Raw genomic sequence first — 26,523 nt, 5'->3', positions numbered from 1 at the left:
GGCCACGGGGCGGGGATGCCGCGGCCGGTTCCGGGCGGTTTCCCGCGGTGGTGCAGGTTGTCGCGTTGTGGCCTTGCGGTGACGGACCGGGCCTGATCGGACATCAGTGCGAAGATCGCACCCTCATATGCGCGGTGTGCGTCACAGCTCGGCTGCAGTCGGGCCCCTGTACCGGCCGAACGGGGCGGCGTGACAGTGGTGGCTCGTAGACTCACCTGCGTGGATACGACCCTTCAGGACCCCCTTGTCGGACACGTGCTCGACGGCCGCTACCGCGTCGACGCACGGATCGCGGTCGGCGGGATGGCCACGGTCTACAGGGCCCTGGACACCCGCCTCGACCGCGTGCTCGCCCTCAAGGTGATGCATCCGACGCTGGCCGCCGACGGTTCCTTCGTCGAGCGGTTCATCCGCGAGGCCAAGTCGGTGGCACGGCTGGCGCACCCCAACGTGGTGCAGGTCTTCGACCAGGGGGCGCACGGGTCGTACGTCTATCTGGCCATGGAGTACATCGCCGGGTGCACCCTGCGGGACGTGCTGCGCGAGCGCGGCGCCCTGCAGCCCCGGGCCGCGCTCGACATCCTGGAGCCGGTGCTCGCCGCGCTCGGCGCCGCGCACCGGGCCGGGTTCGTGCACCGCGACATGAAGCCGGAGAACGTCCTGATCGGGGACGACGGCCGGGTCAAGGTGGCTGACTTCGGCCTCGTCCGAGCCGTGGACACGGTGACCAGCACGACGGGCACCGTCCTCGGCACCGTGTCGTACCTCGCCCCCGAGCAGATCGAGCACGGCACCGCCGACACCCGCGTCGACGTCTACGCCAGCGGGGTCGTCCTCTACGAGATGCTCACCGGCGCCAAACCGTACACCGCCGAGTCCCCCGCGCAGGTCCTCTACCAGCACCTCCACGAGGACGTGCCGCCTCCCTCGGCCCTGGTGCCGGGCATGGCGTACGGGCTGGACGAACTCGTCGCGGCGGCCACGGCCCGCAATCCCGAGGTCCGCCCCGCCGACGCGGTGGCGCTCCTCGGCCAGGTGCTCGAAGCACGGGCCGGCCTCACCGCCGAGCAGCTCGACGCGGTTCCGCCGGGGGCGCTGTCCGTGGGCCACGACAACGCCGACGACCGGACGAGCGTGATCCCGCGCTCGCTGTCCGTCCCCCGTCCACTGCCCGTGAACGACGACGACGCCCTCGACCGGACCAGCCGGTTCGAGCAGAGCAGTCCCTTCGTCACCGCGCCGGACGTGGCACCGCGACAGCCGGGCTCACGGCCGCGGCGCGGCATCATGATGGCCGTCGCCGCGATCGTGCTGGTGCTCGGCCTCGGCGCCGGGGTCTGGTACATCAACTCCGGCCAGTTCACCAAGGTCCCGCCGGTCCTGGCGAAGACGGAGCAGCAGGCCACGGCCCGGCTCCACGACGCCGGACTCGATGTCAAGCGGGTCGAGCACGCCTACAGTGACACCGTGAAGCGCGGCACGGTCATCAGCACCGACCCCGGTGTCGGCTCGCGGATCCGCGACAACGACTCCGTGACGCTCGTCATCTCCAACGGCCCCAAGACGGTGAAGGTGCCCGACCTGAAGGGCCTCGCGCTCTTCAAGGCGAAGGACGTGCTGAAGGGCGACGGCCTCGCCGCGGGCATGGTCACCCGCGCGACCAGCGAGGACGTGCCCAGGGGCTTCGTGATCGGTACGGATCCGGGCGCGGGTACCCCGCGGCACTCCGGCTCGGCGATCGCGATCGTCGTCAGCAAGGGCGCCCCGGTGGAGCTGCCCGACGTGACCGGCGCGTCGGTGGAGGACGCCACCGCTCAGCTGGAGGGCGCGGGCCTGAAGGTGAAGATCGCCGCGGAGCGGGTCAACTCGGACTTCGACAAGGGCCAGGTCGCCGTGCAGGCGCCGGGCGGGGGTCAGGAGGCCGCCACCGGTGACACGGTGACGCTGACGCTGTCCAAGGGCCCCCCGATGATCGAGGTCCCGGACGTCGTGGGCGACAGCGTGGACGACGCGAAGAAGGCCCTGGGGGACGCCGGTTTCCAGGTCGACGAGGACCGCGGACTGCTCGGGCTCTTCGGCGACACGGTCAAGAAGCAGTCCGTGCACGGGGGCGACACGGCGCCCAAGGGCTCGACGATAACGATCCAGATCCGCTGAGCCGCGGGACGCGGGTCCCCGGGCCGGGCGCCGCTCGGGGACCGCTCCCCCACGGGGACCCGAGAGCCCCTGAGGCCCGCCCGTCCCGCGTCCCCTGCCCGTCCGGCGCCCTGTCCCAGGTCCGCCCGCGGGGCGCCCGGCGGCGCGTGACACCCTGACGGGTGTGACCAGCAAGCAGCTCCGCAACCCCGTCGGCGGCCATGTCCCGGTGGCCGGCGGCCTCGCCTCCGTCGGCCTGGCCTACGCCCGCGATCTCGCGGCCGAGACCGTCCAGGTCTTCGTCGCCAACCCGCGCGGCTGGGCGACCCCCGACGGGAACCCGAAGCAGGACGAGGACTTCCGTGCCGCCTGCGCCGCCGGGTCGATCCCCGCGTACGTCCACGCCCCGTATCTGATCAACTTCGGCTCGCACACCGAGGCGACGGCCGAGAAGTCGGTGGAGTCGCTGCGGCACTCACTGCGGCGGGGGCGGGAGATCGGCGCCCTGGGTGTGGTCGTGCACACCGGGAGCGCCACCGGCGGCCGGGAGCGGTCCGTCGCCCTGCGGCAGGTGCGCGACCGCCTGCTGCCGCTGCTGGACGAGCTGACCCACGACGACGACCCGTTCCTCCTCCTGGAGTCGACGGCCGGCCAGGGCGCCTCGCTCTGCTCCCGCACCTGGGACTTCGGACCGTACTTCGAGGCCCTCGACGCCCACCCCAAGCTGGGCGTCTGCCTCGACACCTGCCACATCTTCGCGGCGGGCCACGATCTGACCGGGCCCAGCGGTATGCACCAGACCCTCGATCTGCTGGTCGACACGGTTGGCGAGGGACGGCTGAAGCTGATCCACGCCAACGACTCCAAGGATGTGGTCGGCGCACACAAGGACCGTCACGAGAACATCGGCTCCGGCCACATAGGCGAGGACCCGTTCCGCGCCCTGATGACCCATCCCGCCACCGAGGGCGTCCCCCTGATCATCGAGACACCCGGTGGGAAGGAAGGGCACGCGGCCGATGTGGAGCGGCTGAAGAAGCTCCGCGACGGCTGAGCCCGAACCCGCCCGGCCCTTCGCGAACACCCTCGGGAAATACCCCATGGGGGTATGCGGTTCACTGAGACACAGGAACCGTCACCCGGCATTGGGGGCCACTCATGCGGCACGAGACGGACACGCGGCGGGCGGGGCACACGCCTCACCCCGGAATCGCCGCCGAGGCGCACGGGCACCACGGGGCGCACGGACATCCGCACACCCCGGCCGGGGCGACCTGGCCGACGGCCGCGCGGGCGACCCTGCACTGCCTGACCGGCTGTGCCGTCGGCGAGGTGCTCGGCATGGTGATCGGCACGGCGTTCGGCTGGGGGAACGCACCCACGACGGTGCTCGCGATCGTGCTGGCCTTCTTCTTCGGCTACTCGCTCACCCTGCGCGGCATCCTGACGGCGGGGGTCGGCTTCCGGACGGCGTTCCGGGTGGCCCTGGCCGCGGACACCCTGTCGATCGCCGTGATGGAGCTGATCGACAACGGGGTGATCGTGCTGTGGCCGGCCGCGATGGACGCGAAACCGGCCGACGCGTTGTTCTGGTTCTCGCTGGCCGTCTCCCTGGTGATCGCCTTCGCGGTCACGACGCCCGTCAACAAGTGGCTCATCGGCCGGGGCAAGGGACACGCGGCGGTCCACCGGTACCACCGCTGACGCACCCGCGCGAACGCCGGGATCAGAGCTCGGGGCCGTCCCCGGGCTCCTCCTGGTAGGAGTAGCGCTGCTCGCGCCAGGGGTCACCGACGTTGTGGTAGCCGCGTTCCTCCCAGAAGCCGCGGCGGTCGGCGGTCATGTACTCGATGCCGCGCACCCACTTGGGACCCTTCCACGCGTACAGGTGCGGGACGACCAGGCGCAACGGGAAGCCGTGCTCCGCCGTCAGCAGTTCGCCGTCCTTGTGGGTGGCGAAGATGGTGCGCTCGGAGGCGAAGTCCGCGAGCCGCAGGTTCGAGCTGAACCCGTACTCGGCCCAGACCATCACATGGGTGACGGTGGGTGCGGGCGGGGCTATCTCCAGGATCGTACGAGCGGGGACGCCACCCCATTCGGCCCCGAGCATGCTGAACTTCGTGACGCAGTGCAGATCGGCGACCACGGAGTCGTACGGGAGGGCGGTGAACTCGTCGTGGGTCCAGCAGCGCTTCTCACCGTCGGCGGTGGCGCCGAACACCCTGAATTCCCAGCGCTCGGCGCGGAACTTGGGGACGGGTCCGTAGTGCGTGACGGGCCAGCCGCGCTGAAGTCGCTGTCCCGGCGGAAGCTCCGACTGTGCCGTTTCTCCAGATTCGCGCTCCACCGGCTGACCCATGACTCCATCCTGACAGACCCGGAACAGTGCCCATGACCAGCACGGTCCGGAATCGGGCAACTCGTAGTAAGCATGCACTTACTGGACGCTCTCCGGCGCCGGTGCGAAGATGCGGCGCAATCTGCCCAGTCCCCCGCTTGGAAGGAGCCTCTGCGATGCAGGGCGACCCCGAGGTCATCGAATTCCTCAACGAGCAGCTGACCGGTGAGCTCACCGCGATCAACCAGTACTTCCTGCACGCGAAGATGCAGGAGAACTTCGGCTGGACGAAGCTCGCGAAGTACACCCGGCACGAGTCGTTCGACGAGATGAAGCACGCGGAGGTGCTGACCGACCGGATCCTCTTCCTGGACGGGCTGCCCAACTACCAGCGGCTCTTCCATGTCCGGGTGGGGCAGACCGTCACCGAGATGTTCCAGGCCGACCGGCAGGTGGAGGTCGAGGCGATCGACCGCCTCAAGCGCGGCATCGAGGTGATGCGCACGAAGGGCGACATCACGTCCGCGAACATCTTCGAGTCGATCCTCGAGGACGAGGAACACCACATCGACTATCTGGACACCCAGCTCGAACTGGTCGAGAAGCTCGGCGAGGCGCTCTACATCGCGCAGCTCGTCGAGCAGCCGGAGAGCTAGGCGGCCTCGCGCCCGGCGGTCCCGTACTCGACGGTCTCGCGGCGGTCCGCCTCGACGGTCCCGAGGACGTCGGAGAGCACCGGCATGCCCTGGTCGGCCAGCTCGCGGCGCGGACAGGAGCCCCTGCCCAGCAGTGCCTGGATCCGGCGTACGCACGAACCGCAGTCCGTGCCCGCCTTGGAGGCCGAGGCTATCTGCCGAGGAGTACAGGCGCCGTTCTCCGCGTGCTTCTTCACCTGCTGTTCGGTGATCCCGAAGCAACTGCAGACGTACACGCGGTTCACCTCCCGCCGGAATCGTGGGGTCGTGCCGTCCCGATGATCGGTGAGGCAAACCTAACCTTACCCGTGACACAGGAACCACAAAAGTGGTGCGGGGCGCGGATCGTATGTGATCCGCGCCCCACTTCAGGTACCGGTAACAGGCGTCGCGCCTGTTGATCTACTACTGGTCGCGGTACATCTCGGCGACGAGGAACGCCAGGTCAAGGGACTGGCTGCGGTTCAGACGGGGGTCGCAGGCCGTCTCGTAGCGCTGGTGCAGGTCGTCGACGAAGATCTCGTCGCCGCCGCCCACGCACTCGGTGACATCGTCACCGGTGAGCTCGACATGGATGCCGCCCGGGTGCGTGCCGAGTCCCTTGTGGACCTCGAAGAAGCCCTTGACCTCGTCGAGCACGTCGTCGAAGCGGCGGGTCTTGTGGCCCGAGGCCGCCTCGAAGGTGTTGCCGTGCATCGGGTCGGTCACCCAGGCCACGGTCGCGCCGGAGGCTGTGACCTTCTCGACCAGCTCGGGCAGCTTGTCGCGGACCTTGTCCGCGCCCATGCGCACGATGAAGGTGAGACGGCCCGGCTCGCGGTCGGGGTCGAGGCGCTCGATGTACTGCAGCGCCTCCTCGGCCGTGGTCGTCGGGCCGAGCTTGATCCCGACGGGGTTGCGGATCTTCGAGGCGAACTCGATGTGCGCGCCGTCGAGCTGACGGGTGCGCTCGCCGATCCACACCATGTGGCCCGAGACGTCGTACAGGTGGCCCGTACGCGAGTCGACGCGGGTCAGCGCCGACTCGTAGTCGAGGAGCAGCGCCTCGTGGGAGGCGTAGAACTCGACGGTCTTGAACTCCTCCGGGTCCGTCCCGCAGGCCCGCATGAAGTTCATCGCGTTGTCGATCTCACGCGCGAGCTGCTCGTAGCGCTGGCCGGACGGGGACGACTTCACGAAGTCCTGGTTCCAGGCGTGCACCTGGCGCAGGTCGGCGTAGCCGCCGGTGGTGAAGGCGCGCACCAGGTTGAGCGTGGAGGCGGACGCGTTGTACATCCGCTTCAGGCGCTCGGGGTCCGGGATGCGGGACTTCTCGTCGAAGTCGAAGCCGTTGACCGAGTCGCCCCGGTACGTCGGCAGGGTCACGCCGTCGCGGGTCTCGGTGCCCTTGGAGCGCGGCTTGGAGTACTGGCCGGCGATCCGGCCGACCTTCACCACGGGCACCGAGGCGGCGTACGTGAGGACGGCGCCCATCTGGAGCAGGGTCTTGAGCTTGTTGCGGATGTGGTCGGCCGACACGGCGTCGAAGGCCTCGGCGCAGTCGCCGCCCTGGAGAAGGAACGCCTCTCCCTTGGCGACGGACGCCATCCGGGCGCGCAGCTGGTCGCACTCGCCCGCGAAGACGAGCGGCGGATACGACTCGAGGTCCGCGATCACATCGCGCAGAGCCTCGGCATCGGGGTACTCGGGCTGCTGCGCCGCGGGCAGGTCTCGCCAGGTGTTGCCAGCGCTCGCGCTGGACTTAGCGTTCACGGTCACCCCGACAACATTACGGGGTCGTGTCGGGCGTCCATTCACATGCTCATCAATTGAGACGAACCCCGCTCGATCGACACCTCTCCGGGCGGCGGTACGGCACCTGCCGGGGCCGCCCGGAGAGGGAGAACCGCTAGTCCACGTCGAGCCGGTCGCGGTCGATGGAGATCCTCACCCCGCCGTGGGTCTCGGTCGTGTCGCCCACGTACTGGTGGATGCGCTGGTGCTTGGCCCACAGCGTCGAGGGGATCGAGGAGTCGGACGTGCTCGACGCGCCGTTCCAGCGGGCGAAGTGGATCACGTCGGGCAGGGTGACGTCCCCCCGGTTGGCGATCAGGTCGGACACCAGGGACGAGGTGTTGCCGTACGCGCCCGAGCGGTAGCCGAGTGCGTGCAGGCGCACGGTGTAGGCCTCCAGGTACGAAAGCACCTGGTCGGTGACCTTGCCGCCGGGCTCGTAGTGCTCCAGGTCGAGATAGATCACCGCACCCTTGCCGAAGCCCAGCGCGGCGGCCTGCTTGACCGCGTCGTCGGCGGCCGCGGTGCCCTGCGACACCGGGCTGGTGATCGCCGAGCAGCCGCCCCCGCAGCTGCCTCCGTCCGCGGAGGGCTGCCGGCCGACGTACAGCGGGAAGAACCGCCAGCCGTCCGTGTACTGCCTCCGCACCCAGTCGGCGGTGAGGTGCTGCTGGGCGCAGGCGCGGTTGAGGCCGCCGACGTAGACGCCGATGGCGCCGTACGGGGAGTCGTCGCGCCAGGCGTCCATCGCCGACTGGCTCGGGGCGGTGCAGGCGTCGAAGCCCTCGCCGCGGTAGGAGGTGGCGTCGGTCGGCAGCGGGGCCGCCGCGGGCCGTTCGGCGGGCCCCTCGGGCCGGGCGGCGGCGACGGGCAGTCCGGCGCTGCGCAGGACGTCCTGGATACGGGCGCGGTCGTATCCGTAGGCGGCGGTGACGACGATGCGGTCCGCGGTGGCCCGGTAGGTGCGGGCCGTGGCGTTCTCGGTGACGGCCCGGTCGGTGGCGGACGCGGGCTGGACGAGAAGCGCCTCGGTGCGTCCGCTGGCCCTGGCCGGGCAGTTCTGGTCGCTGCCGGGCGTGCCGAGGTAGACGGCGTGCCGGTCGAAGCGGACGCAGGTGTCGGGATGTTTCTTCAGGTCCACGATCTGCCAGGAGGAGGGCACGGTGAAGATGTGGCCGCGGTAGGCGACCTGGGTGAGGTCCTCGGAGTCGGCCGGGCGCGGGGCCGAGCTCGCGGGGCCGAGCGGCCCGGCGGCGAGGGCGGCGGCCGCGAGGAGCACGGTCAGGGCGCGGGCACGGGTCCGGCGGGTCTGGGACGGACGGGCTGCGTACATGGTTCTCGTTTCACGGTGGGTTCGGGCTGTCTGGCCATCCATGGCCGGTGACCGGGCCGCCGGAACGCCCTGCGGGAACGGTTCACGCTGTTGCGCACCCCTCACGTCGGGTAATGTGCGCCGCATGTTCGCGCATTCGAACCAGAACTGGTGGTGGACCGCTCATCCGGCGGCCCACTGACTGCGCGTAGACACGACTTCGCGAAGGCCGCCCGAGGGGCGGCCTTCGGTGTTTGCGGACCCGGGCCGTTCCTCTCCGAGATCACGATCCGAGAGAAGGACCGCACCGATGAATCTGCTCGACCTGCTGGACGATCCCCGCCCCTTCGCCCTGCTGCGCCGCCGTACCCCTGGCCGCGACCACGAGGTGGTGGAGCTGCTGCTGGGGCCGGTGCGCGAGGTGGAGCGCCTGGCCGACATCCCCGACGAGGGCCTCGCCCTGATCCCCTTCCGGCAGATCCGGGAGCGCGGTTTCGACGTACGCGACGACGGGACCCCGCTGTCGGTGCTCGTCCCCGAGGAGCGCCACGAACTGCCGCTCGGGCAGGCGCTGGAGCAGCTTCCGGCGCACGACGTCCGGGTCGAGGGCGGCGGCTTCGACGTCGGCGACGAGGAGTACTCCGGGATCGTCGAACGGGTGCTTCGCGAGGAGATCGGCCGCGGCGAGGGCGCGAACTTCGTGATCCGGCGGACGTACGAGGGACACGTCCCGGGGTTCGGACGGGCCGACGCGCTGGCGCTGTTCCGCCGGCTGCTGGTCGGCGAGCGGGGCGCGTACTGGACGTTCGTCGTGCACACCGGAAATGAGCAAGGGCCCGAAGGGCCTTCCTTGGAAGGGCGGGGGCGGGAGACGGGTGGGCGGACGCTGGTGGGGGCGAGTCCGGAGGTGCATGTCCGGATGTCCGCCGGGACGGTCGTGATGAACCCGATCAGCGGGACCTACCGCTATCCGGCCGGGGGCCCGACGCCCGAGGACCTGCTCGCGTTCCTCGCCGACGGCAAGGAGATCGAGGAGCTCTCGATGGTCGTCGACGAGGAGCTCAAGATGATGTGCACGGTCGGCGACATGGGCGGGGTGGTGATCGGGCCGCGACTCAAGGAGATGGCCCATCTCGCGCACACCGAGTACGAGTTGCGGGGCCGCTCGTCGCTGGACGTGCGGGACGTCCTGCGGGAGACCATGTTCGCGGCGACCGTCACCGGCTCGCCGGTGCAGAACGCCTGCCGGGTCATCGAGCGCCACGAGGTCGGCGGGCGCGGCTACTACGCGGGCGCGCTGGCGCTGGTCGGGCGGCAGCCGGGGGACGGGCCGGACGCGGGGCCCGGGGGACAGACGCTCGACTCCCCGATTCTCATCCGGACCGCCGACATCGACGCGGACGGGCGGCTGCGGGTGCCGGTCGGCGCCACGCTCGTACGGGGATCGGATCCGGCGGGCGAGGTCGCCGAGACGCATGCCAAGGCGGCGGGTGTGCTGGCGGCGCTGGGGGTGCGGCCGACAAGGCCGCGCCCGGACGGCGTACGGCCCAAGCTGGGCGACGATCCGCGGGTGCGGGCGTCGCTGGACGGGCGGCGGGCCTCGCTGGCGCCGTTCTGGCTGCGGATGCAGGAGCGTTCCCAGGAGCTCGCCGGGCACGCGCTGGTCGTGGACGCCGAGGACACCTTCACCGCCATGCTGGCGCATCTGCTGAGGTCGTCCGGGCTGGACGTGACCGTGCGCCGCTACGACGAGCCGGGGCTGCGTGCGGCGGTCCTCGCGCACGAGGGGCCGGTGGTCCTCGGCCCCGGTCCCGGGGACCCCTCCGATCCGGCGGACCCCAAGATGCGCTTCCTGCGGGCGCTCACCGCCGAGGTCCTCCGGGGACACCGGCACGGCGTCCTCGGCGTCTGCCTCGGTCATGAGCTGATCGCGGCCGAGCTGGGACTGGAGATCGTCCGCAAGGACGTGCCGTACCAGGGCGCGCAGACCGGCATCGACCTCTTCGGGCGGGCGGAGACCGTCGGTTTCTACAACAGCTTCGTGGCGCGCTGCGACGACGAGGCGCTGGTGGAGCTGTCGGCGCACGGCGTCGAGGTCAGCCGCGCCGCCAACGGCGAGGTGCACGCGCTGCGCGGTCCCGGGTTCGCGGGTGTGCAGTTCCACCCGGAGTCGGTGCTGACGCTGAACGGCGCCGCCGTCGTGCGGGAGTTGACGGGTCAGCTGCGGGGCACCAGCACGTTCTCCGAGCGGCGGCCCTCGGTGTAGTCGAGGACGTTCCCGACGGTGGTGTCGACGATCTGGCCGACGGCGTCGCCGGTGTAGTACGCCTGGTGCGAGGTGACCAGGACGTTCGGGAAGGTGACCAGGCGGGCCAGGGTGTCGTCCTCGACGGTTTCGAGGGACTTGTCGAGGAAGAACAGTCCGGCCTCCGCCTCGTACACGTCGAGGCCGACGCCTGTGAAGCGGCCCTCGCGCAACTGGGTGACGAGGGCCTGGCTGTCGATCAGGCCGCCGCGGCTGGAGTTCACCAGGATCGCGTCGTCCTTCATCGCGCGCAGGGCGTCGGCGTCGATGAGGTGCCGGGTCCCCGGCATCAGCGGGACGTGCAGGGTGACCAGGTCGGACTCGGCGAGGAGGCGTTCCTTGGAGACGTACTCCATGCCGAGTCCGACGCAGACCGGGTTCTCGGTGATGTCCCAGCCGAGCAGCTTCATGCCGAAGCCGTGGGCGATTCTGGTGAAGGCCTCGCCGATCTTCCCGGTGCCGAGGACGCCCGCGGTGCGGCCGTGCATGTCACGGCCCATCAGTCCGTCGAGGCGGAAGTCGAAGTCGCGGGTGCGGTTGGCGGCGCGCACGATGCGGCGGTTGACGGCCATGCCGAGGGTCCAGGCGAACTCGGCGACCGAGTAGGGCGAGTAGTACGAGACCCGGGCGACCGTCATGCCGAGGCGCTCGGCGACTTCGAGGTCGATGTTGTTGAACCCGGTGGAGCGCTGGGCGACGAGCTGGGTGCCGCCGGCCGCCAGGGTCTGCAGAACACGGTGTCCCAGCCCGCAGTTGACGCTGGTGGAGATGATCTCGTAGCCGGACGCGATGCGGGCGGTGTCCTCGGTGAGGAAGACGCCGAGGCAGCGGACCTCGTGGCGTCCGGCGAAGGCCTTCTCGATCAGGGGCTTCTCGTCGGACTGGACGCCGAACGCCAGGATCTCCACCGGTTTCTCCCGTTCTGGGGGTATGGGCCGAATATACGGCTCACACCCCCAGGCCGCAGAGGCGCCGCGTCAGCCGAAGAAGACCCCGACCTCCTCGTAGAGCGTCGGGTCGACCGTCTTCAGCTTGGCGGTGGCCTCCGCGATCGGGACGCGGACGATGTCCGTGCCGCGCAGGGCCACCATCTTGCCGAAGTCGCCGTCGCGGACGGCCTCGATGGCGTGCAGGCCGAAGCGGGTGGCGAGCCAGCGGTCGAAGGCGCTGGGCGTCCCGCCGCGCTGGACGTGCCCGAGGACCGTGGTGCGGGCCTCCTTGCCGGTCCGCCGCTCGATCTCCTTGGCCAGCCACTCGCCGACACCGGAGAGCCGGACATGGCCGAAGGAGTCCAGGGTGCCGTCCTTGAGGACCATGTCGCCGTCCTTGGGCATGGCGCCCTCGGCGACGACCACGATCGGCGCGTACGACGCCTTGAAGCGCGAGGTCACCCAGGCGCAGACCTGCTCGACGTCGAAACGCTGCTCGGGGATGAGGATGACGTTCGCGCCACCGGCCAGGCCCGAGTGGATCGCGATCCAGCCCGCGTGACGGCCCATCACCTCGCAGACCAGGACGCGCATGTGTGATTCGGCGGTGGTGTGGAGGCGGTCGATGGCCTCGGTCGCGATGTTGACCGCCGTGTCGAAGCCGAAGGTGTAGTCGGTGGCGGAGAGGTCGTTGTCGATGGTCTTGGGTACGCCGACGACGTGGATCCCGTACTCGTCGCCGAGCCGTGCGGCCACGCCCAGGGTGTCCTCGCCGCCGATCGCGATGAGGGCGTCCACCTCCTGCTTGGCCAGGTTCTCCTTGATCCGGCGGATACCGTTCTCGTGCTTGAGGGGGTTGGTGCGCGAGGATCCGAGGATGGTGCCGCCGCGCGGCAGGATCCCGCGCACGGCGGGGATGTCGAGCCGGACGGTGTCGCCTTCGAGCGGCCCCCGCCAGCCGTCGCGGTAACCGACGAAGTCATAGCCGTACTCCTGCACGCCCTTGCGGACGATGCCCCGGATGACGGCGTTGAGCCCGGGGCAGTCGCCGCCTCCGGTCAGTACTCCGACCCGCATGGAAAGTCCCTTCGCCATGGTTGGCTGATGGACTCACGCTAATAGTGATCCAGGTCACTTCGGCATGGTGCGGAAGGTCTATTCCGGTGAATTGTCGGCCAGTTGATCAGTGCAGATCACCCGAAGGGCGGCATCCGGACCGGCATCCGCCCGGGTCACGCCTCGTCGAGCCCCCGCTCTATGGCGTAGCGGACCAGCTCGACGCGGTTGTGCAGCTGGAGCTTGCCCAGGGTGTTCTGCACATGGTTCTGGACGGTGCGGTGGGAGATGACCAGGCGCTCCGCGATCTGCTTGTAGCTCAGGCCCTTGGCCACCAGGCGGAGTACCTCGGTCTCACGGTCGGTCAGCTGCGGGGCCCTCGGCTCGTCGGCGCCCGCGGCCGTGACCGGCTCCGAGGCCAGCCGGCGGTACTCGCCGAGGACCAGGCCCGCGAGGCCCGGCGTGAACACCGGGTCGCCCACCGCGGTCCGGCGCACCGCGTCGGCCAGTTCCTCGGCGGACGCCGACTTCAGGAGATACCCGGTCGCGCCGGACTTCACCGCCTCCAGCACATCGGCGTGCTCCCCGCTGGCCGACAGGACCAGGACGCGCAGGGTCTGATCGGCCCCAACCAGTTCCTTGCAGACCTGGACGCCGGGCTTGGCGGGCAGGTTCAGGTCGAGTACGAGGACATCGGGCGCCACCGCCAGGGCGCGGCGCACGGCCTGTTCGCCGTCCCCCGCCGTGGCGACCACGTCGAACCCGGCGGCCGCCAGGTCACGCGCCACGGCGTCGCGCCACATGGGGTGGTCGTCCACCACCATGACCCTGACGGGGTCCCCGCCCGCCCGCTCCCCCGCCGCCGTCCCGTCCGTCATCGCCCTACCGTCACCTTCGTCATCGCGTCCTTGCCTTCCCCCGCGCGTCCTTCGGTACCTTCAGCTCGACCTCGGTGCCCTGCCCCGGGACCGAGATCAGTTCCGCCGTGCCGCCCAGCTCGCGCAGCCTGCCGCGGATCGACAGCGCCACTCCGAGCCGCCCCTCGCCCTCGGCCTGGGCGAGCCGCCCCTCGGGGATGCCGGGGCCGTCGTCGCGTACGGTCACGATCACCGCGTCCGGTTCGTCCTCGACCAGGATCCAGGCACGGGCGTCCGGGCCCACGTGCTTGCCGACATTGTCCAGGGCGGCACCGACGGCCGCGGCCACTTCCCGCGCGGCGGGCGGGTCGAGCGGAACCGGCGCGCCGGGCTCGGAGAGGGTCACGCGCGCGGTGGCGTACGGGGCGAGCAGGGCGCGCAGGTCGACGTCGCCCGCGGGATCCTCGTCGTCGGGTTCGTCGACGACGCGTACGACCGCGCCGAGCGCGGCGTCCTCCGACACCCGGGAGACCGGCACCAGTCCCCCCGACACCAGGGTGCGCAGCGCGACCTCCTGCTCACCGGCCATCCGGCCGAGTTCGGCCGCCTCTCCGCCGAGCGCGGTGCCGCGCCGCTGCACCATGGCGAGGACCTGGAGCACACCGTCGTGGATGTCCCGGGCGAGGCGCTCGCGTTCGCGGGTGGCGGCCTCGATCTCCAGAGCACGGGCGAGGGTGCGTTCGGAGGCGCGGGCGACCTCGACGACGTAGCCGATGGCGATGGAGGCGACCCAGACGAGGACCACGTTGTGCACGGTGTCGCGGGTCGGGGCGCCGCGCTCGACGAGGTTGGCCGCGGCGACGAGCGTGGAGGCGAAGGCCGCCCACCGCCAGCCGCCCTTGATCGCGAACGCCAGGACGGCTCCCGCGGTCCAGATCGACGGCAGCGTCGGGCCGCCCGCGTCGATGCGCGCGGTGGAGTCGGCGACGCGGGTGAGCATGATCCCGGCCAGCGCGACCGTGAGGTCGGCGGCGAGGAACCGCTTGGTGCAGTTGGCCGCGCCGGAGACTCTCGGGAGCGTGGCCAGCGTCCAGACGAGCAGGAACGCGAAGAACGCGACGGCCACCCACGGGCGGGCGAACCTGTCGTACGCGGTGGCGAAGAGCCCGATCGCGTACAGCACGGTCAGCACCCGGTATCCGGTCAGCGCGCGCCACAGCGGCTGCTCGACCGACATCCTCATGACTATCTCGCGCCTGGCCATGTCCCCCACCCCACGACTGCCCTGCCGACGTCCTGACGGACGCTTCTAGGAGCCGGACCGTTGCCTGTCGGTCGGTTCGGCTTCCCCGCCGGTCCGCTCGTCGGCCTGGTCCCCGGTCACCGGCTCCCCGACGGAATCCCCGGCCGGTTCCTCGGCCGCCTGCTCCTCGGACGGCGCCGCGGCCTGTCCTTCGGCCACCGGCCCCGGGTCGCTCTGTGCCTCGACGTCCTGTCCCCCGACGGCCTGATCGGCGGCCGTCGGCCCCTCGGCCGCGTGCCCGGAGGCCGCCTGTGCCGCGGCCGCCTGCTCGGCGGCCTGCGCCTCGGCCTGCTCCTTGGCCGCCTGCTTCTCGGCCTGGGCGAGCGCCGCCTTCGCCGCCTTCTCCGCTTCCTTCTCGGCCTTCGCCGCGTCCGCGATCTGCCGCTTGGCAGCCGTCGCGTACATGTCGACGTACTCCTGGCCCGAGAGCTTCATGATCTCGTACATGACCTCGTCGGTCACCGCGCGGAGCACGAACCGGTCGTGCTCCATGCCGCTGTAGCGGCTGAAGTCCAGCGGCTTGCCGATACGGATTCCCGGCCGCATCAGCTTGGGCATCATCTTGCCCGGCGGCTGGATCTTCTCGGTGTCGATCATCGCCACGGGGATGACGGGCGCGCCGGTGGCGAGGGCCACGCGCGCGAGGCCACCGGGCTTGCCCCGGTAGAGACGGCCGTCGGGCGAGCGCGTGCCCTCCGGGTAGATGCCGAACAGCTCGCCGCGCTCGATCACGTCTATGCCGCTCTTGATGGCCGCCTCGCCCGCACCGCGCGCGCCGGAGCGGTCAACCGGGAGCTGGCCGACACCCTTGAAGAAGGCGGCGGTCATCCGGCCCTTGATACCCGGGGTCGTGAAGTACTCGGCCTTCGCGATGAAGGTGACCTTGCGGTCGAGGACCGCCGGAAGGAAGAACGAGTCCGAGAACGACAGATGATTGCTCGCCAGAATGGCCGGGCCCTCGGCGGGGATGTTCTCGAGGCCTTCCACCCAGGGCCTGAAGGCGAGCTTCAGCGGCCCTCCGATGGAAAACTTCATTGCGCCGTAGATCACCCGAGTGCCTCCTGTGTCGTAGATCAGACCTTAACCCGGAGCACCGGCAAAGGACCCGACGACCCTGGTCGGTGTCAGTACGGTCGCGTACGGTGAAGCACACCTGGAGTCGTTTTCCGCCCAACTCATGAACAGGAGACCGAGGTGCCGGTCCTTCCTGGAGCCGAGCCGTACCGCCACGAGGGCGGCGAGGTCGGCGTCCTCCTCTGCCACGGTTTCACCGGGTCCCCGCAGTCGCTGCGCCCCTGGGCGGAGTATCTGGCCGAGCGCGGTCTCACGGTCGCCCTGCCCCTGCTGCCGGGACACGGCACCCGCTGGGAGGACATGCAGCCGACCGGCTGGCAGGACTGGTACGCGGAGGTCGACCGCGAGCTGCGCGCCCTGCGCGAGAGCTGCTCACAGGTCTTCGTCTTCGGGCTCTCCATGGGCGGCGCGCTGGCCCTGCGGCTCGCGGCCGGGCACGGCGACGACATCAGCGGCGTCGTGGTCGTCAACCCGCTGAACAAGGTGCACGGCCTCTCCGCGCACGCGCTGCCCGTGCTCCGCCACCTCGTCCCCTCCGTCAAGGGCATCGCGAGCGACATCGCGAAGGAGGGCTCCGACGAGGTCGGCTACGACCGGGTGCCGCTGCACGCCGCGTACTCGATGCGGAAGCTGTGCGCGGTCGTGGACGGGCAGCTGCCGCAGGTCACCCAGCCGCTCCTGCTGCTGCGCAGCCTCAAGGACCATGTGGTCTCCCCCGCCGACTCGGCGCGCATCCTCGGCCGGGTGTCGTCCACGGACGTGACGGAGATCGTGCTGGAACAGAGCTACCACGTCGCGACGTTGGACCACGACGCGGACCGGATCTTCGAGGAGAGCTACTCCTTCGTCACCCGGCTCGCGCCCGGTGCCGGCAAGGAGGCCGACGCGGGTCGGGTGGTTCGGCAGGAAGGGACGGCAGCCGGTGGCTGAGCACGACGCGGACCGGGGCGATTCCGAGGAGAAGGGCGTACCCGTCGGCGAGCCGCTCGACGGGGCTCTCGGCGACGTGCGCGGCGCGTCCGCGGGGGACCCGCTCGGAGAGTCGCCCGGTGACGCCCGCGCGGAGTCGCTGGGCGACGAGCAGAGCGTGCCCTTCGACGAGGACGCCGCCTGGCAGTCGATCATCGAGGGATACGGCGAGGAACCGCCGGACCCGCCCGGTGCGCGGCCCTTCAGATCGGTCGAGGACCTCCCGCTCCCCGAGCCCGGCACGGACACCGGACCCGGGAGCGACGGGGACGACGGGGGCGACGACGACGCGGACGACGGCGACGGCAGCCCGGCGCCGGGAGCCGCGCCCGAGCCGGAGGCCGCCACCGGCGACGGGCCCTCCGCCATCAAGCCCCTCGGCAGTTCGATCGCCTTCGCGCCCGGTGTCGGCGGCCCCCGCGACTACCGTGCGCCGGAGCCGGCCGAGGACGACTTCGACGAGGACGACGAGGGCCACTTCGTGCCGCCCGAGCCGCCTCCGCTGCCGGCCGCGGACACGACCGCCAAGTTCGCCTGGCTCGGCGTGCTCGGCGGCCCCGCCCTGCTTCTGCTGGCCGTTCTGCTCAGCTGGGACATGACCTGGTGGCTCACCACCCTCGGCATCGGCGGTTTCCTCGGCGGCTTCGCCACCCTGGTGACGCGGATGAAGGGCGACGACGAGGACCTCGACGATCCGGGGCGCGGCGCGGTGGTCTGACCCCGGCCAGGACGCGGGACGCGTACACCCGGGGCGCGCGAGCCTAGGACGCGGGCACTCTGAGGGCGGCCAGCACGGGCAGATGGTCCGTGGCCGCCCTCAGGTCCGTCCCGGTGACACCGGGCAGGCCGAGGGGCACCCCGCAGCCGAGGACCTCGACGCCGGGCGTGGCGAAGACCGCGTCGATGCGCCGCTCCGGGCCCGAGAACGTCCAGGTGTGCTCCCCGCCCCAGGGGCGGGTCGCCCAGCCGTCCTGGAGCGCGCCCGCGAGGCGGCGGAACGCCGGCCCGGCCGGGCGTTCGTTGAGGTCGCCGCCCGCGACCGCGTACGGCGTGCCGAGCCCGGCGAGACGGTCGAGGAGCATGCCGCTCTGCTGCCGGCGCTCGTCCTTGTCGAGCGAGAGATGGCAGCTCAGCACGCCGAGCCGGGCACCCCCGAACCGGACGACCGCCGTGGCGAAGCCGCGTCGGTGCAGTCCGGGGGTGAGCGGGAGCAGTACGTCCTCGGTGCGCTCCACGGTGGCCCGCAGGGAGCACAGCAGCGCGGGGCCGGAGGCGGTGGCACCGCCGGACAGGACGACCTGTCCGGACGCGGCGGCCAGCCGTGCGAGCTTCTTGCGCCAGCGGAAGAACCGCGGCGCCTCCTGGACCAGGACGAGATCCGGTGCGCAGGCGCCGATCACACGGGCGAGCGCGGTGGTGTCGTCGCGCATCGAGCGGATGTTGTAGCTGAGCACCCGGATGACCGCCGAACCGTCGGATTCGGTGCGGGACTCGGGCAGCGGACTGGCGGACGGGCTGGTCGGCATGGCGATCAAGATACGCGCCGGCAACCTCCTCGTAGGGGTGAATGCCGGGCGCGACCGGTCCCGGACACGGCGGCGCCCGCCGTCCCGTGGGGGTTCGGCGGGCGCTGCCGTGCGACCGGAGTGCGGGTACTACATGATCGGGTCGGGCTCCCGGGCCAGGTCCGCCGCTCCGACGAGACCCGCCTTGTTGCCCAGCTGGGCGGCGATCACGTCGGCGACCGGGCGCCAGTTGCCGCCGACCAGCCAGCGCTTGTACGACTTGCGGATCGGGTCGAGGACGAGCTCGCCCTCGTCCGAGAGGCCGCCGCCGACGATGAAGGCGGACGGGTCGAAGAGCGAGGCCAGGTCGGCCAGACCCGCGCCGGCCCAGCGGGCCAGCTCGCGGTAGGAGTCCACGGCGACATGGTCACCCTGGCGGGCGGCCATGGAGATGTGCTTGCCCTCGATGCCGTCCGGTGTGCCGTCGCCGAGGCCCAGCAGGACCTCGGCGGCTTCCGGGGTGGCGTTGGCCCGCTGCTTGGCGTAGCGGACGAGGGCGCGCCCGGAGGCGTACTGCTCCCAGCAGCCCTGCGAGCCGCAGCCGCACAGCAGACCGTCCGGAACCATCCGGATGTGGCCGAACTCGGCGGCCACGCCGAAGTGGCCGCGGCGCAGCTTGTTGCCGATGATGATGCCGCCGCCGAGGCCCGTGCCCAGGGTGATGCAGATGACGTTGCGGTGGCCCTTGCCCGCGCCGAACTTGTACTCGCCCCAGGCGGCCGCGTTCGCGTCGTTCTCCACGACGACGGGGAGGCCCACGCGCTGCTCGACCTCGGCCTTGAGCGGTTCGTTGCGCCAGTCGATGTTCGGCGCGAAGTAGACCGTCGAGCGCTGACGGTTCACATATCCGGCGGCACCGATGCCGACGCCGACGATGTCGTGACCGGCACGCGCACCCTCCACGGCCGAGGCGATGGCGTCCACGATGGCCTGCGGCGTGGTGGGGGTCGGCACCTTGTGCGTCGAGAGGATATTGCCTTCCTCGTCGACCACACCGGCCGCGATCTTAGTGCCGCCGATATCGACGCCGATGGTGAGTCCCATGAATCCCTCAGTTTCGGTCGAGCCCCGCTACGGCCAACCGTACCCGAGGGGCGATTAGTCCAAGTCGATGTGTTCGCCCGGACCCGGTTCCTCGTCCCCGGATCCGGTGCCCCGGGCGGTCCAGCGGCGCTCCTGGTTCTCGACGGCCGAACGGTAGGCGGCGAGCAGTTCGGAGCCCGCCGCCGCGAGGTGGTCGAAGACCTCGGGATTGCGCTCCAGTACCGGTTCGACGGCCGCCTTGGCCTGCTGCACGACCTGGTTGACCATCTGCTGGGCGGTGCCCGAGGCGACCGCGCCGAACAGCGGCGACTGGAGCCCGGAGAGCTTGTCGGCGACGGCGTCGACGAGTTTGCGCAGTTCTTCGGCGGCCGAGCCCGGCGGCGGGCCGTGCTGGGCCCGGCGGCGGGCCTTCTCCGCCGCGAGGTCCTCCGCGCAGGCCTTCGCCCAGGCGTCGTCGTCCGTGGCGTGCGCTTCTTCGACACGCACCTCGTCGGCCGTCTCCTCCTGAGCGGCGTCGGATGGGGGGCGCTCTTCGCTCATGGCGGGACTCCTGCCTACTTTTTCGTGCCTTCGACGTTACCCGAACGGGGGTACCCCGTTCACCGTGTCCGGAGCCCGGATCGCGGCACGGTCACTTCTCGCGCGGCCACAGCCCGGGGTCGGGCGTGAAGCGGACCCGCAGTTCGCCCTCGCGCAGCGCCGCGCCCGCCACCGTGCAGCGGCGCAGCGCGGAGGGGAGCGGCACGATCCTGCGGAACTGGCCGACGGTGACGACGAGTTCGTCGCCGCGCCGGATGAGGTCGAGTTCGTCGCGTATCGCGCCGGGCAGCGGGATGTGCCAGACGAGCACGCCGTCCCCGGCGAGGTGGTCGGTCACGGGCCACTCGACGGGGGTGGGCGCGGTGTTGACGCCGGGCACGGGGAGCGCGACGAGGTCGTCGGTGCCGCGCGGGTCGTGGCCGCGGTGCGGGATCTCGTGCAGGTCGTACGTCTCCCGCCACTCGTCCAGGGCCTTGCCCTGCTGGGCCGCGAGGGCCGCCAGCCAGGCGTCGTTGGTGGCGCCCGGCAGCACCCGGTTCGCGACCAGGCCGTCCACGGGCAGGCCGCGCAGGGCGAGGGCGAGGGCGGCGGTGCGGACCGCGTCGGCGCCCGCCGGGCCGGGCTCCGCGACCAGCCGTACGGTCGTCGCGCGGTCTTCGACGACGGCCTGAACGGCGGCGAGCTCGACGTCCCAGCGCCCTGCCGTCTCGTACAGCCAGTCCGCGGGCATGGGGACGCCCGCGAGCCGTCCGAGGACGGGACGCAGGGCGCGGGCCGCCTGGCGCTCCTGCGGGAGCAGGCGGCGCAGATAGCGGCGGAGCTCCTCGGGCAGGGCGAGCAGGGCGAGGGCCTGGGGGGCTGGGGGGAGGTCCACGACGAGCAGTCCGTACGCCTCCGACAGCGCGGCGTTGCGCAGCGCTCGCAGCAGGGCCAGTTCCTCGGCTCCCGGGAGCGGGGTGACCTCCTCGGCGTCCAGGCGGGAGGCGCCGAGCAGGTCGAGGGCGGTGGTGGCGCGGCGCTGGAACGCGGTGAGGTCGTCGCGGAAGCGGGCGGCGGCGTCGGGGCGCCAGGCCGTGAGGCCGGGCGCGGCCTCGACGGGGTCCGGGCCGGTGGGGACGCCGAGGACGGCTCCGAGGGTGTCGGTGCGGTCTGCGGTGAGCACCAGGGTGCGGGTGCCTTCCCGGGCCGCCTTCAGCGCGGTGGCCGCGGCGACGGTGGTACGGCCTGTGCCGCCTTGGCCGGTGATCAGGATGGTGCGCATGGGGGTGAACGCTACCGGTGCGGGGGCCTCGGCGGTTTTCGGGTTCCGGTCCGGTGGGTGGGTCGGGGCCGCGCCGGTACATCCGCCCGCATCCGAACGGATCCCACCGGCGATCCGAAGCGGGCGCGGCTGACGATCCGTCCGGCCTGCGGGCATTTGATGTACCGGCACGGCCCCTCACGCCGGCTCCCGGCCGCGGGTGCGTCGTGGTGGCCCGGCTGCGGGTGCGGGTGCATCGTGGTGGCCCGGCCGCATTTCAGCTCCGGCTGCGGGCGCAGTCTTCCGCCCCTCCGGCTTTTGGGGAGCGGGGTGTGCTCCGAGAGCCGGGCGCGACGGTGCCCCGGGGGTGTGGGGCGGGCGTCCGTGGGTGACTAGACGGTTTCCTCGACGCGCTTCTTCAGGCCTGCCAGGGCACGGTCGATGATGACCTTCTCGGCCTTGCGCTTGATCATGCCGAGCATGGGGATCTTGACGTCGACGGTCAGCCGGTAGGTGACCTCGGTGGCGCCCTCGCCCGCGGGCCTCAGGAGGTAGGAGCCGTCCAGGGAGCGAAGCATCTGGGACTTGACCAGGGTCCAGGAGACCTCGTGGTCGCCGGTCCAGGTGTAGCCGAGGGTCTGGTCGTCCTTGATGGCGCCGGCGTCCATGACCAGGCGGACCTGCTCGGCGCGGCCCTTCTCGTCCGTCCCGAGCACCTCCGCCTCCTTCACCTCACCCGTCCAGTCCGGGTAGCGGGCGAAGTCGGCGATCACCGCCATGACGTCAGCCGGTACCGCCTCGATCGTGATGCTCGAACTGGTGTGTTCCGCCATCGCGGTGGCTCCTCCAGATGCGGTCCGGTGAGGGAGGTCGGTGCGCACGTGTGTGCAGCGTGAAGGCTACCGCGCACGGCCGCGGGTGCCGTCACCCCACCTGGCCTTCACCAGGGCGGCCGGGCTCACCACTCCAGCACCCAGGGCCGGCCCGACCCGGCGAAGTGCCCCACATTCACGCATTCCGTCGCTCCGACACGCATCCTGCGGACGAGGGGCTGGTGAACGTGACCGAAGAGCGCGTAGCGGGGGCGCGTGCGCCGGATCGCGTCCAGGAGGGCGAGGGAGCCGCGCTCGAAGCGGCGCGCCACGGTGTCGTACACCAGCTCCGGCACCTCCGGCGGAATGTGCGTGCACAGCACGTCGACCTCGCCGACCGCCTCGATCTTGGCCGCGTACTCCTCGTCGCTGATCTCGTACGGCGTCCGCATCGGTGTCCGCAGCCCTCCGCCGACGAATCCGAAGACACGGCCCCCGATCTCGACCCGCTCACCGTCGAGGACGGTGGTGCCGGGGCCGGCGTACTCCGGCCACAGGTTCGGCATGTCGACATTGCCGTAGGTGGCGTACGTCGGTGTCGGGAACGCGGCGAACATCTCGGCGTACTGCCCGCGCACCGCCTTCTCGATCGCGGCGGCCCGGTCGGTGCCGATGCCCGCCCACAGCCGGGAGCCGAACGCGCGCGCCTCCTCGAAGCGGCGGGCGGTGCGCAGCTCGACGAGGCGGTCCGCGTTCTCCACTCCGAACAGGTCCGGGAAGATGCCGCGCGCGTGGTCGGCGTAGTCGAGGAAGAGGACCAGGTCACCGAGGCAGATCAGGGCGTCGGCGCCGTCGCCCGCGCGGGCCAGGTCCCGGGCGTTGCCGTGCACGTCACTGACCACATGAATGCGCGTCCTCGGACGGCCGACAGGTGTGAATGCCATGACGATCAAGCGTAGGCCTGTGCGGCAGACGTGAACAGAGGCGGCCGGACCTGCGATTACTGGCTAGTCCGGAAGGGCGTGGACTACTGTGCGCGAAGGAAAGCCAACACGTGTGACGCATAGAACATCTCGTCGGGACCCCCTGTCGAAGAAGCCATACCGACGGGTAACGTCCGGGCAGTCCAGTCGTACTCAGGATTTCAACCAGCGATCTCCCGAGTACCTGCCCGAGCCTTGGACCGCACCGTCGCATCACACAGAGTCGTGGCGTCGGCGCCCTATGAGGAGCAGCAGTCTTGCGCGAGTTCAGCCTTCCGGCTTTGTACGAGGTCCCTGCGGACGGAAATCTCACCGACATCGTCCGTAGAAACGCCGCGCAGCATCCCGACGTGGCCGTCATCGCCCGCAAGGTGGGCGGCACGTGGACGGACGTCAGCGCCACCACCTTCCTCGCCGAGGTGCGGGCCGCCGCCAAGGGCCTGATCGCCTCCGGCGTGCGGCCCGGTGACCGGGTCGCCCTGATGTCCCGTACCCGCTACGAGTGGACGCTGCTCGACTTCGCGATCTGGAGCGCCGGCGCCGTCACCGTGCCGGTGTACGAGACCAGCTCCGCCGAGCAGGTGCAGTGGATCCTCGGTGACTCGGGCGCGACCGCCTGCATCGTGGAGCTGCCGACCCACGCGGCGTCCGTGGAGTCGGTGCGCGACCGGCTGCCCGCCCTGACGCACGTCTGGCAGATCGAGGCCGGCGGCGTCGAGGAGCTGGGGCGCCTGGGCAGGGACGTCAGCGACGCCACCGTCGAGGAGCGCAGCTCGCTCGCCAAGGCGGACGACCCGGCGACCATCGTCTACACCTCCGGGACCACCGGACGCCCCAAGGGCTGCGTCCTGACCCACCGCGCGTTCTTCGCGGAGTGCGGCAACATCGTGGAGCGGCTGCGCCCGCTGTTCCGCACCGGTGAGTGCTCCGTCCTGCTCTTCCTCCCGCTCGCGCACGTCTTCGGGCGGCTCGTGCAGGTCGCGCCGATGATGGCGCCGATCAAGCTGGGCTGCGTCCCGGACATCAAGAACCTCACCGACGAGCTGGCCGCGTTCCGGCCGACGCTGATCCTCGGTGTGCCGCGCGTCTTCGAGAAGGTCTACAACTCGGCGCGCGCCAAGGCCCAGGCAGACGGCAAGGGCAAGATCTTCGACAAGGCGGCGGACACGGCGATCGCGTACAGTCGCGCGCTGGACACCCCCGCGGGCCCGTCGCTCGGTCTGAAGATCAAGTACAAGACGTTCGACAAGCTCGTCTACAGCAAGCTGCGCGCGGTACTCGGCGGGCGCGGCGAGTACGCGATCTCGGGCGGTGCCCCGCTGGGTGAGCGGCTCGGCCACTTCTTCCGCGGTATCGGCTTCACGGTCCTGGAGGGCTACGGCCTCACCGAGTCCTGCGCGGCCACCGCCTTCAACCCGTGGGACCGTACGAAGATCGGCACGGTCGGCCAGCCGCTGCCCGGCTCGGTGATCCGTATCGCCGACGACGGTGAGGTGCTGCTGCACGGCGAGCACCTGTTCCAGGGGTACTGGAACAACGAGGCCGCCACCGCCGAGGCGCTCGCCGACGGCTGGTTCCACACCGGCGACATCGGCACCCTCGACGAGGACGGCTACCTGCGCATCACCGGCCGCAAGAAGGAGATCATCGTCACCGCGGGCGGCAAGAACGTCGCTCCGGCCGTGATCGAGGACCGTATCCGCGCGCACGCGCTGGTCGCGGAGTGCATGGTGGTCGGCGACGGGCGTCCGTTCGTGGGCGCGCTGGTCACGGTCGACGAGGAGTTCCTGGCCCGCTGGGCCGCGGAGCACGGCAAGCCGGCCGGTTCGACCGCGGCGTCGCTGCGCGAGGACGCCGATCTGATCGCCGCGATCCAGGACGCGATCGACGACGGCAACGCGGCGGTGTCCAAGGCGGAGTCGGTGCGCAAGTTCCGCATCCTCTCCCACCAGTTCACCGAGGAGTCGGGGCACCTCACGCCGTCCCTGAAGCTCAAGCGCAACGTGGTCGCGAAGGACTACGCGAACGAGATCGAGGCGATCTATCGGGGCTGACGCCCGAGCGACCGGGTTCCGCCCCGGCCGGAGACATCACGGCTCGGCCCCCTTCACTGGAGGGGGCCGAGCCGTTTTCCGTCCCGGCCCAGGTGTTTCCGGGGGCCGCCGGGGGGCGCCGGGAGCCGCCGTAGGCGGTGCAGGTCGTTCCCGGGAGGGAGGTGCGTCGTGGTTGCTCGCGCAGTTCCTCGCGCCCCTACGGGGCCCGTAGGGGCGCGAGGAACTGCGCGGCCGGCCCAGGGTGGTCCGCAGACGCCGGCAGGCCGCGAGTGGCAGCCCCTCAGGCGCACCCGGTAAACGCTAGAGCAGCTCGCGCAGGCGTTCGGCCAGGAGGTCCCAGCGCCACTTCTCCTCGACCCAGGCCCGGCCCCGCTCGCCCATCCGGCGGCGCAGCTCGGAGTCGCCGAGCAGGGTGACGACACGGTCGGCGGCCTCCTCCGCGGAGCCGCCGCGTACGACCCAGCCCGTCTCCCCGTCGAGCACGGCGTCGGGCGCGCCGCCCGAGTCACCGGCGACCACCGGAAGGCCCGTCGCGGACGCCTCCAGGTACACGATTCCGAGCCCCTCGACGTCGAGGCCGCCTCTGCGGGTCCGGCACGGCATCGCGAAGACGTCACCGGCTCCGTAGTGCGCGGGCAGCTCCGACCAGGGCACCGCCCCGGTGAAGCGGACCGAGCCGGCGACACCGGTGTCGTGCGCGAGCTTGCGCAGTTCCTTCTCGTACGGCCCGCCGCCGACGATCAGCAGTACCGCGTCCGGCTCCTTGGCCAGGATCCGCGGCATCGCGAGCACGAGGGTGTCCTGGCCCTTGCGCGGGACCAGACGGGAGACGCAGACGACGACCGGCCGGTCGGTGAGGCCGAGCCGGGCCCGGACCTCCGGGCCGCCCGAGCCGGGGTGGAAGGTCCCCTCGTCGACGCCGGGCGGAAGCTGGACCATGCGCGCGGCCGCCTCGGGGGTCAGCGCGGAGGCGATCCGCGAGCGCGTGTACTCCCCGAGGTAGGTGATCGTGTCGGTGGACTCGCCGATCCGGCGCAGCAGCGTGCGGGCGGCGGGCAACTGGGCCCAGCCGGCCTCGTGGCCGTGCGTGGTCGCCACGAGGCGTCGAGCGCCCGCCCTGCGCAGGGCGGGAGCCATCAGGCCGAGCGGGGCCGCCGCCCCGAACCACACCGACGTACAGCCGTGTTCGCGCAGCAGACCGGCCGCCCGGCGGGTGGCCCCCGGCGTCGGCAGCAGCATCGTCGTGCGGTCCCGTACGACGGTGAAGGGCTGCTCGGCGTCGAAGGCGGCGGTGGCCTCGGCGCCCTCGGGGCCGCGCTTCCAGGTCGAGGCGTAGACGACGATCCGCTCGGGGTCCAGACGCAGCGCCATGTTGTGCAGAAAGGCCTGGATGCCGCCGGGGCGGGGCGGGAAGTCGTTCGTCACGATCAGGGTCTTGTGCATCGTGTTCGACACTATCGAATCTATACTCACAGCTTCGCGCGGCCGCGCCTGACGGCTCGCACACAGACCGGCGCGTCACCATCGGGTCAGCGAGA

General features: G+C 71.4%; 24 protein-coding genes and 1 pseudogene. 9 read left to right on the top strand and 16 right to left on the bottom strand.

Translation table 11 applies throughout. The features are described 5' to 3' along the window. Positions 1-219 precede the first annotated feature (219 nt). From pknB to OHT01_RS28695, 3 genes are all read left to right on the top strand, one after another. Positions 220-2,157 carry a Stk1 family PASTA domain-containing Ser/Thr kinase gene (gene pknB / locus OHT01_RS28705; protein WP_328555999.1) on the top strand — a complete coding sequence of 646 codons (1,938 nt, stop codon included), beginning with the start codon at positions 220-222 and terminating at the stop codon, positions 2,155-2,157. A gap of 163 nt (positions 2,158-2,320) precedes the next feature. Further along, positions 2,321-3,190, top strand: coding sequence for a deoxyribonuclease IV (locus tag OHT01_RS28700; RefSeq protein ID WP_328555998.1), 870 nt, complete (start codon positions 2,321-2,323; stop codon positions 3,188-3,190). A 104-nt stretch (positions 3,191-3,294) separates the two neighbouring features. Next, positions 3,295-3,840, top strand: a complete 546-nt coding sequence (locus tag OHT01_RS28695; RefSeq protein ID WP_328555997.1) for a DUF4396 domain-containing protein — start codon at positions 3,295-3,297, stop codon at positions 3,838-3,840. Positions 3,841-3,862: 22 nt separating this feature from the next. Here the strand turns inward: OHT01_RS28695 and OHT01_RS28690 are convergent, their stop codons facing one another. After that, positions 3,863-4,495, bottom strand: a complete 633-nt coding sequence (locus OHT01_RS28690) for a sulfite oxidase-like oxidoreductase (RefSeq protein ID WP_328555996.1) — start codon at positions 4,493-4,495, stop codon at positions 3,863-3,865. Positions 4,496-4,650: 155 nt separating this feature from the next. On the opposite strand from OHT01_RS28690, the gene bfr reads away from it, so the two are divergent. Next, positions 4,651-5,130, top strand: coding sequence for a bacterioferritin (gene bfr / locus OHT01_RS28685; protein ID WP_328555995.1), 480 nt, complete (start codon positions 4,651-4,653; stop codon positions 5,128-5,130). Here bfr and OHT01_RS28680 read toward each other — a convergent pair. From OHT01_RS28680 to OHT01_RS28670, 3 genes are all read right to left on the bottom strand, one after another. Beyond that, positions 5,127-5,414, bottom strand: coding sequence for a (2Fe-2S)-binding protein (locus OHT01_RS28680; protein WP_328555994.1), 288 nt, complete (start codon positions 5,412-5,414; stop codon positions 5,127-5,129). The genes bfr and OHT01_RS28680 overlap by 4 nt on opposite strands. 160 nt (positions 5,415-5,574) lie before the next feature. Then, the gene (locus OHT01_RS28675; RefSeq protein ID WP_328555993.1) at positions 5,575-6,927 is read right to left on the bottom strand and encodes a class II 3-deoxy-7-phosphoheptulonate synthase; all 1,353 of its coding nucleotides are present in this window, start codon (positions 6,925-6,927) and stop codon (positions 5,575-5,577) included. A gap of 130 nt (positions 6,928-7,057) precedes the next feature. Further along, a complete protein-coding gene (locus tag OHT01_RS28670; RefSeq protein ID WP_328555992.1) occupies positions 7,058-8,275 on the bottom strand; it encodes a glycoside hydrolase domain-containing protein in 1,218 nt (405 codons plus the stop codon). Here OHT01_RS28670 and OHT01_RS40200 point away from each other — a divergent pair. Further along, positions 8,274-8,456: a trp operon leader peptide gene (locus OHT01_RS40200; protein ID WP_405917346.1), complete on the top strand. Its 183-nt coding sequence runs from the start codon at positions 8,274-8,276 to the stop codon at positions 8,454-8,456. The genes OHT01_RS28670 and OHT01_RS40200 overlap by 2 nt on opposite strands. Positions 8,457-8,564: 108 nt before the next feature. Continuing rightward, the gene (locus tag OHT01_RS28665; RefSeq protein ID WP_328555991.1) at positions 8,565-10,520 is read left to right on the top strand and encodes an anthranilate synthase family protein; all 1,956 of its coding nucleotides are present in this window, start codon (positions 8,565-8,567) and stop codon (positions 10,518-10,520) included. On the opposite strand, the gene OHT01_RS28660 is transcribed toward OHT01_RS28665, so the two are convergent. The 5 genes and pseudogenes from OHT01_RS28660 to OHT01_RS28640 form a co-directional block, all read right to left on the bottom strand. Next, positions 10,472-11,467 carry a 2-hydroxyacid dehydrogenase gene (locus OHT01_RS28660; RefSeq protein WP_328555990.1) on the bottom strand — a complete coding sequence of 332 codons (996 nt, stop codon included), beginning with the start codon at positions 11,465-11,467 and terminating at the stop codon, positions 10,472-10,474. The genes OHT01_RS28665 and OHT01_RS28660 overlap by 49 nt on opposite strands. 69 nt (positions 11,468-11,536) lie before the next feature. After that, positions 11,537-12,565, bottom strand: coding sequence for a 6-phosphofructokinase (locus OHT01_RS28655; RefSeq protein ID WP_328558306.1), 1,029 nt, complete (start codon positions 12,563-12,565; stop codon positions 11,537-11,539). A gap of 155 nt (positions 12,566-12,720) precedes the next feature. Then, on the bottom strand, positions 12,721-13,422 hold the full coding sequence (locus OHT01_RS28650; protein WP_328555989.1) for a response regulator transcription factor: 702 nt from the start codon (positions 13,420-13,422) through the stop codon (positions 12,721-12,723). Between the two features lie 19 nt (positions 13,423-13,441). Continuing rightward, positions 13,442-14,665 (bottom strand): MacS family sensor histidine kinase, encoded by a 1,224-nt coding sequence (gene macS / locus OHT01_RS28645; RefSeq protein WP_328555988.1) that lies wholly within the window; start codon positions 14,663-14,665, stop codon positions 13,442-13,444. Between the two features lie 288 nt (positions 14,666-14,953). Then, positions 14,954-15,739: pseudogene (locus OHT01_RS28640) on the bottom strand (lysophospholipid acyltransferase family protein); the annotation flags it as partial. A gap of 159 nt (positions 15,740-15,898) precedes the next feature. Here OHT01_RS28640 and OHT01_RS28635 point away from each other — a divergent pair. Together OHT01_RS28635 and OHT01_RS28630 are read left to right on the top strand one after the other, a co-directional pair. Beyond that, the gene (locus OHT01_RS28635) at positions 15,899-16,708 is read left to right on the top strand and encodes an alpha/beta hydrolase (protein WP_328555987.1); all 810 of its coding nucleotides are present in this window, start codon (positions 15,899-15,901) and stop codon (positions 16,706-16,708) included. A gap of 139 nt (positions 16,709-16,847) precedes the next feature. After that, complete coding sequence (locus OHT01_RS28630; protein ID WP_328558305.1) at positions 16,848-17,465, top strand: hypothetical protein; 618 nt, start codon at positions 16,848-16,850, stop codon at positions 17,463-17,465. Between the two features lie 43 nt (positions 17,466-17,508). Here OHT01_RS28630 and OHT01_RS28625 read toward each other — a convergent pair whose 3' ends face one another. From OHT01_RS28625 to OHT01_RS28600, 6 genes are all read right to left on the bottom strand, one after another. After that, positions 17,509-18,273 carry an endonuclease/exonuclease/phosphatase family protein gene (locus OHT01_RS28625; protein WP_328555986.1) on the bottom strand — a complete coding sequence of 255 codons (765 nt, stop codon included), beginning with the start codon at positions 18,271-18,273 and terminating at the stop codon, positions 17,509-17,511. Positions 18,274-18,402: 129 nt separating this feature from the next. Continuing rightward, the gene (locus OHT01_RS28620) at positions 18,403-19,356 is read right to left on the bottom strand and encodes an ROK family glucokinase (RefSeq protein WP_328555985.1); all 954 of its coding nucleotides are present in this window, start codon (positions 19,354-19,356) and stop codon (positions 18,403-18,405) included. Positions 19,357-19,410: 54 nt separating this feature from the next. Next, positions 19,411-19,896, bottom strand: a complete 486-nt coding sequence (locus OHT01_RS28615) for a DUF5304 domain-containing protein (RefSeq protein ID WP_328555984.1) — start codon at positions 19,894-19,896, stop codon at positions 19,411-19,413. Positions 19,897-19,987: 91 nt separating this feature from the next. After that, complete coding sequence (locus OHT01_RS28610; RefSeq protein ID WP_328555983.1) at positions 19,988-21,157, bottom strand: ArsA family ATPase; 1,170 nt, start codon at positions 21,155-21,157, stop codon at positions 19,988-19,990. A 371-nt stretch (positions 21,158-21,528) separates the two neighbouring features. Further along, positions 21,529-21,969, bottom strand: coding sequence for an SRPBCC family protein (locus tag OHT01_RS28605; protein WP_328555982.1), 441 nt, complete (start codon positions 21,967-21,969; stop codon positions 21,529-21,531). A 125-nt stretch (positions 21,970-22,094) separates the two neighbouring features. After that, positions 22,095-22,850, bottom strand: coding sequence for a metallophosphoesterase family protein (locus tag OHT01_RS28600; RefSeq protein ID WP_328558304.1), 756 nt, complete (start codon positions 22,848-22,850; stop codon positions 22,095-22,097). Between the two features lie 338 nt (positions 22,851-23,188). Between OHT01_RS28600 and OHT01_RS28595 the strand changes: the two genes are divergently transcribed. Further along, entirely contained in the window at positions 23,189-24,985 is a 1,797-nt protein-coding gene (locus OHT01_RS28595; RefSeq protein WP_328555981.1) for an AMP-dependent synthetase/ligase, read from the top strand. A 300-nt stretch (positions 24,986-25,285) separates the two neighbouring features. Here the strand turns inward: OHT01_RS28595 and OHT01_RS28590 are convergent, their stop codons facing one another. Then, positions 25,286-26,428, bottom strand: a complete 1,143-nt coding sequence (locus tag OHT01_RS28590) for a glycosyltransferase family 4 protein (protein WP_328555980.1) — start codon at positions 26,426-26,428, stop codon at positions 25,286-25,288. Between the last annotated feature and the right edge of the window lie 95 nt (positions 26,429-26,523).

This window comes from Streptomyces sp. NBC_00358, assembly GCF_036099295.1.
In the GTDB taxonomy this organism is placed as follows: Bacteria; Actinomycetota; Actinomycetes; order Streptomycetales; family Streptomycetaceae; genus Streptomyces.
This window is presented reverse-complemented; position numbering and strand designations above follow the sequence as displayed.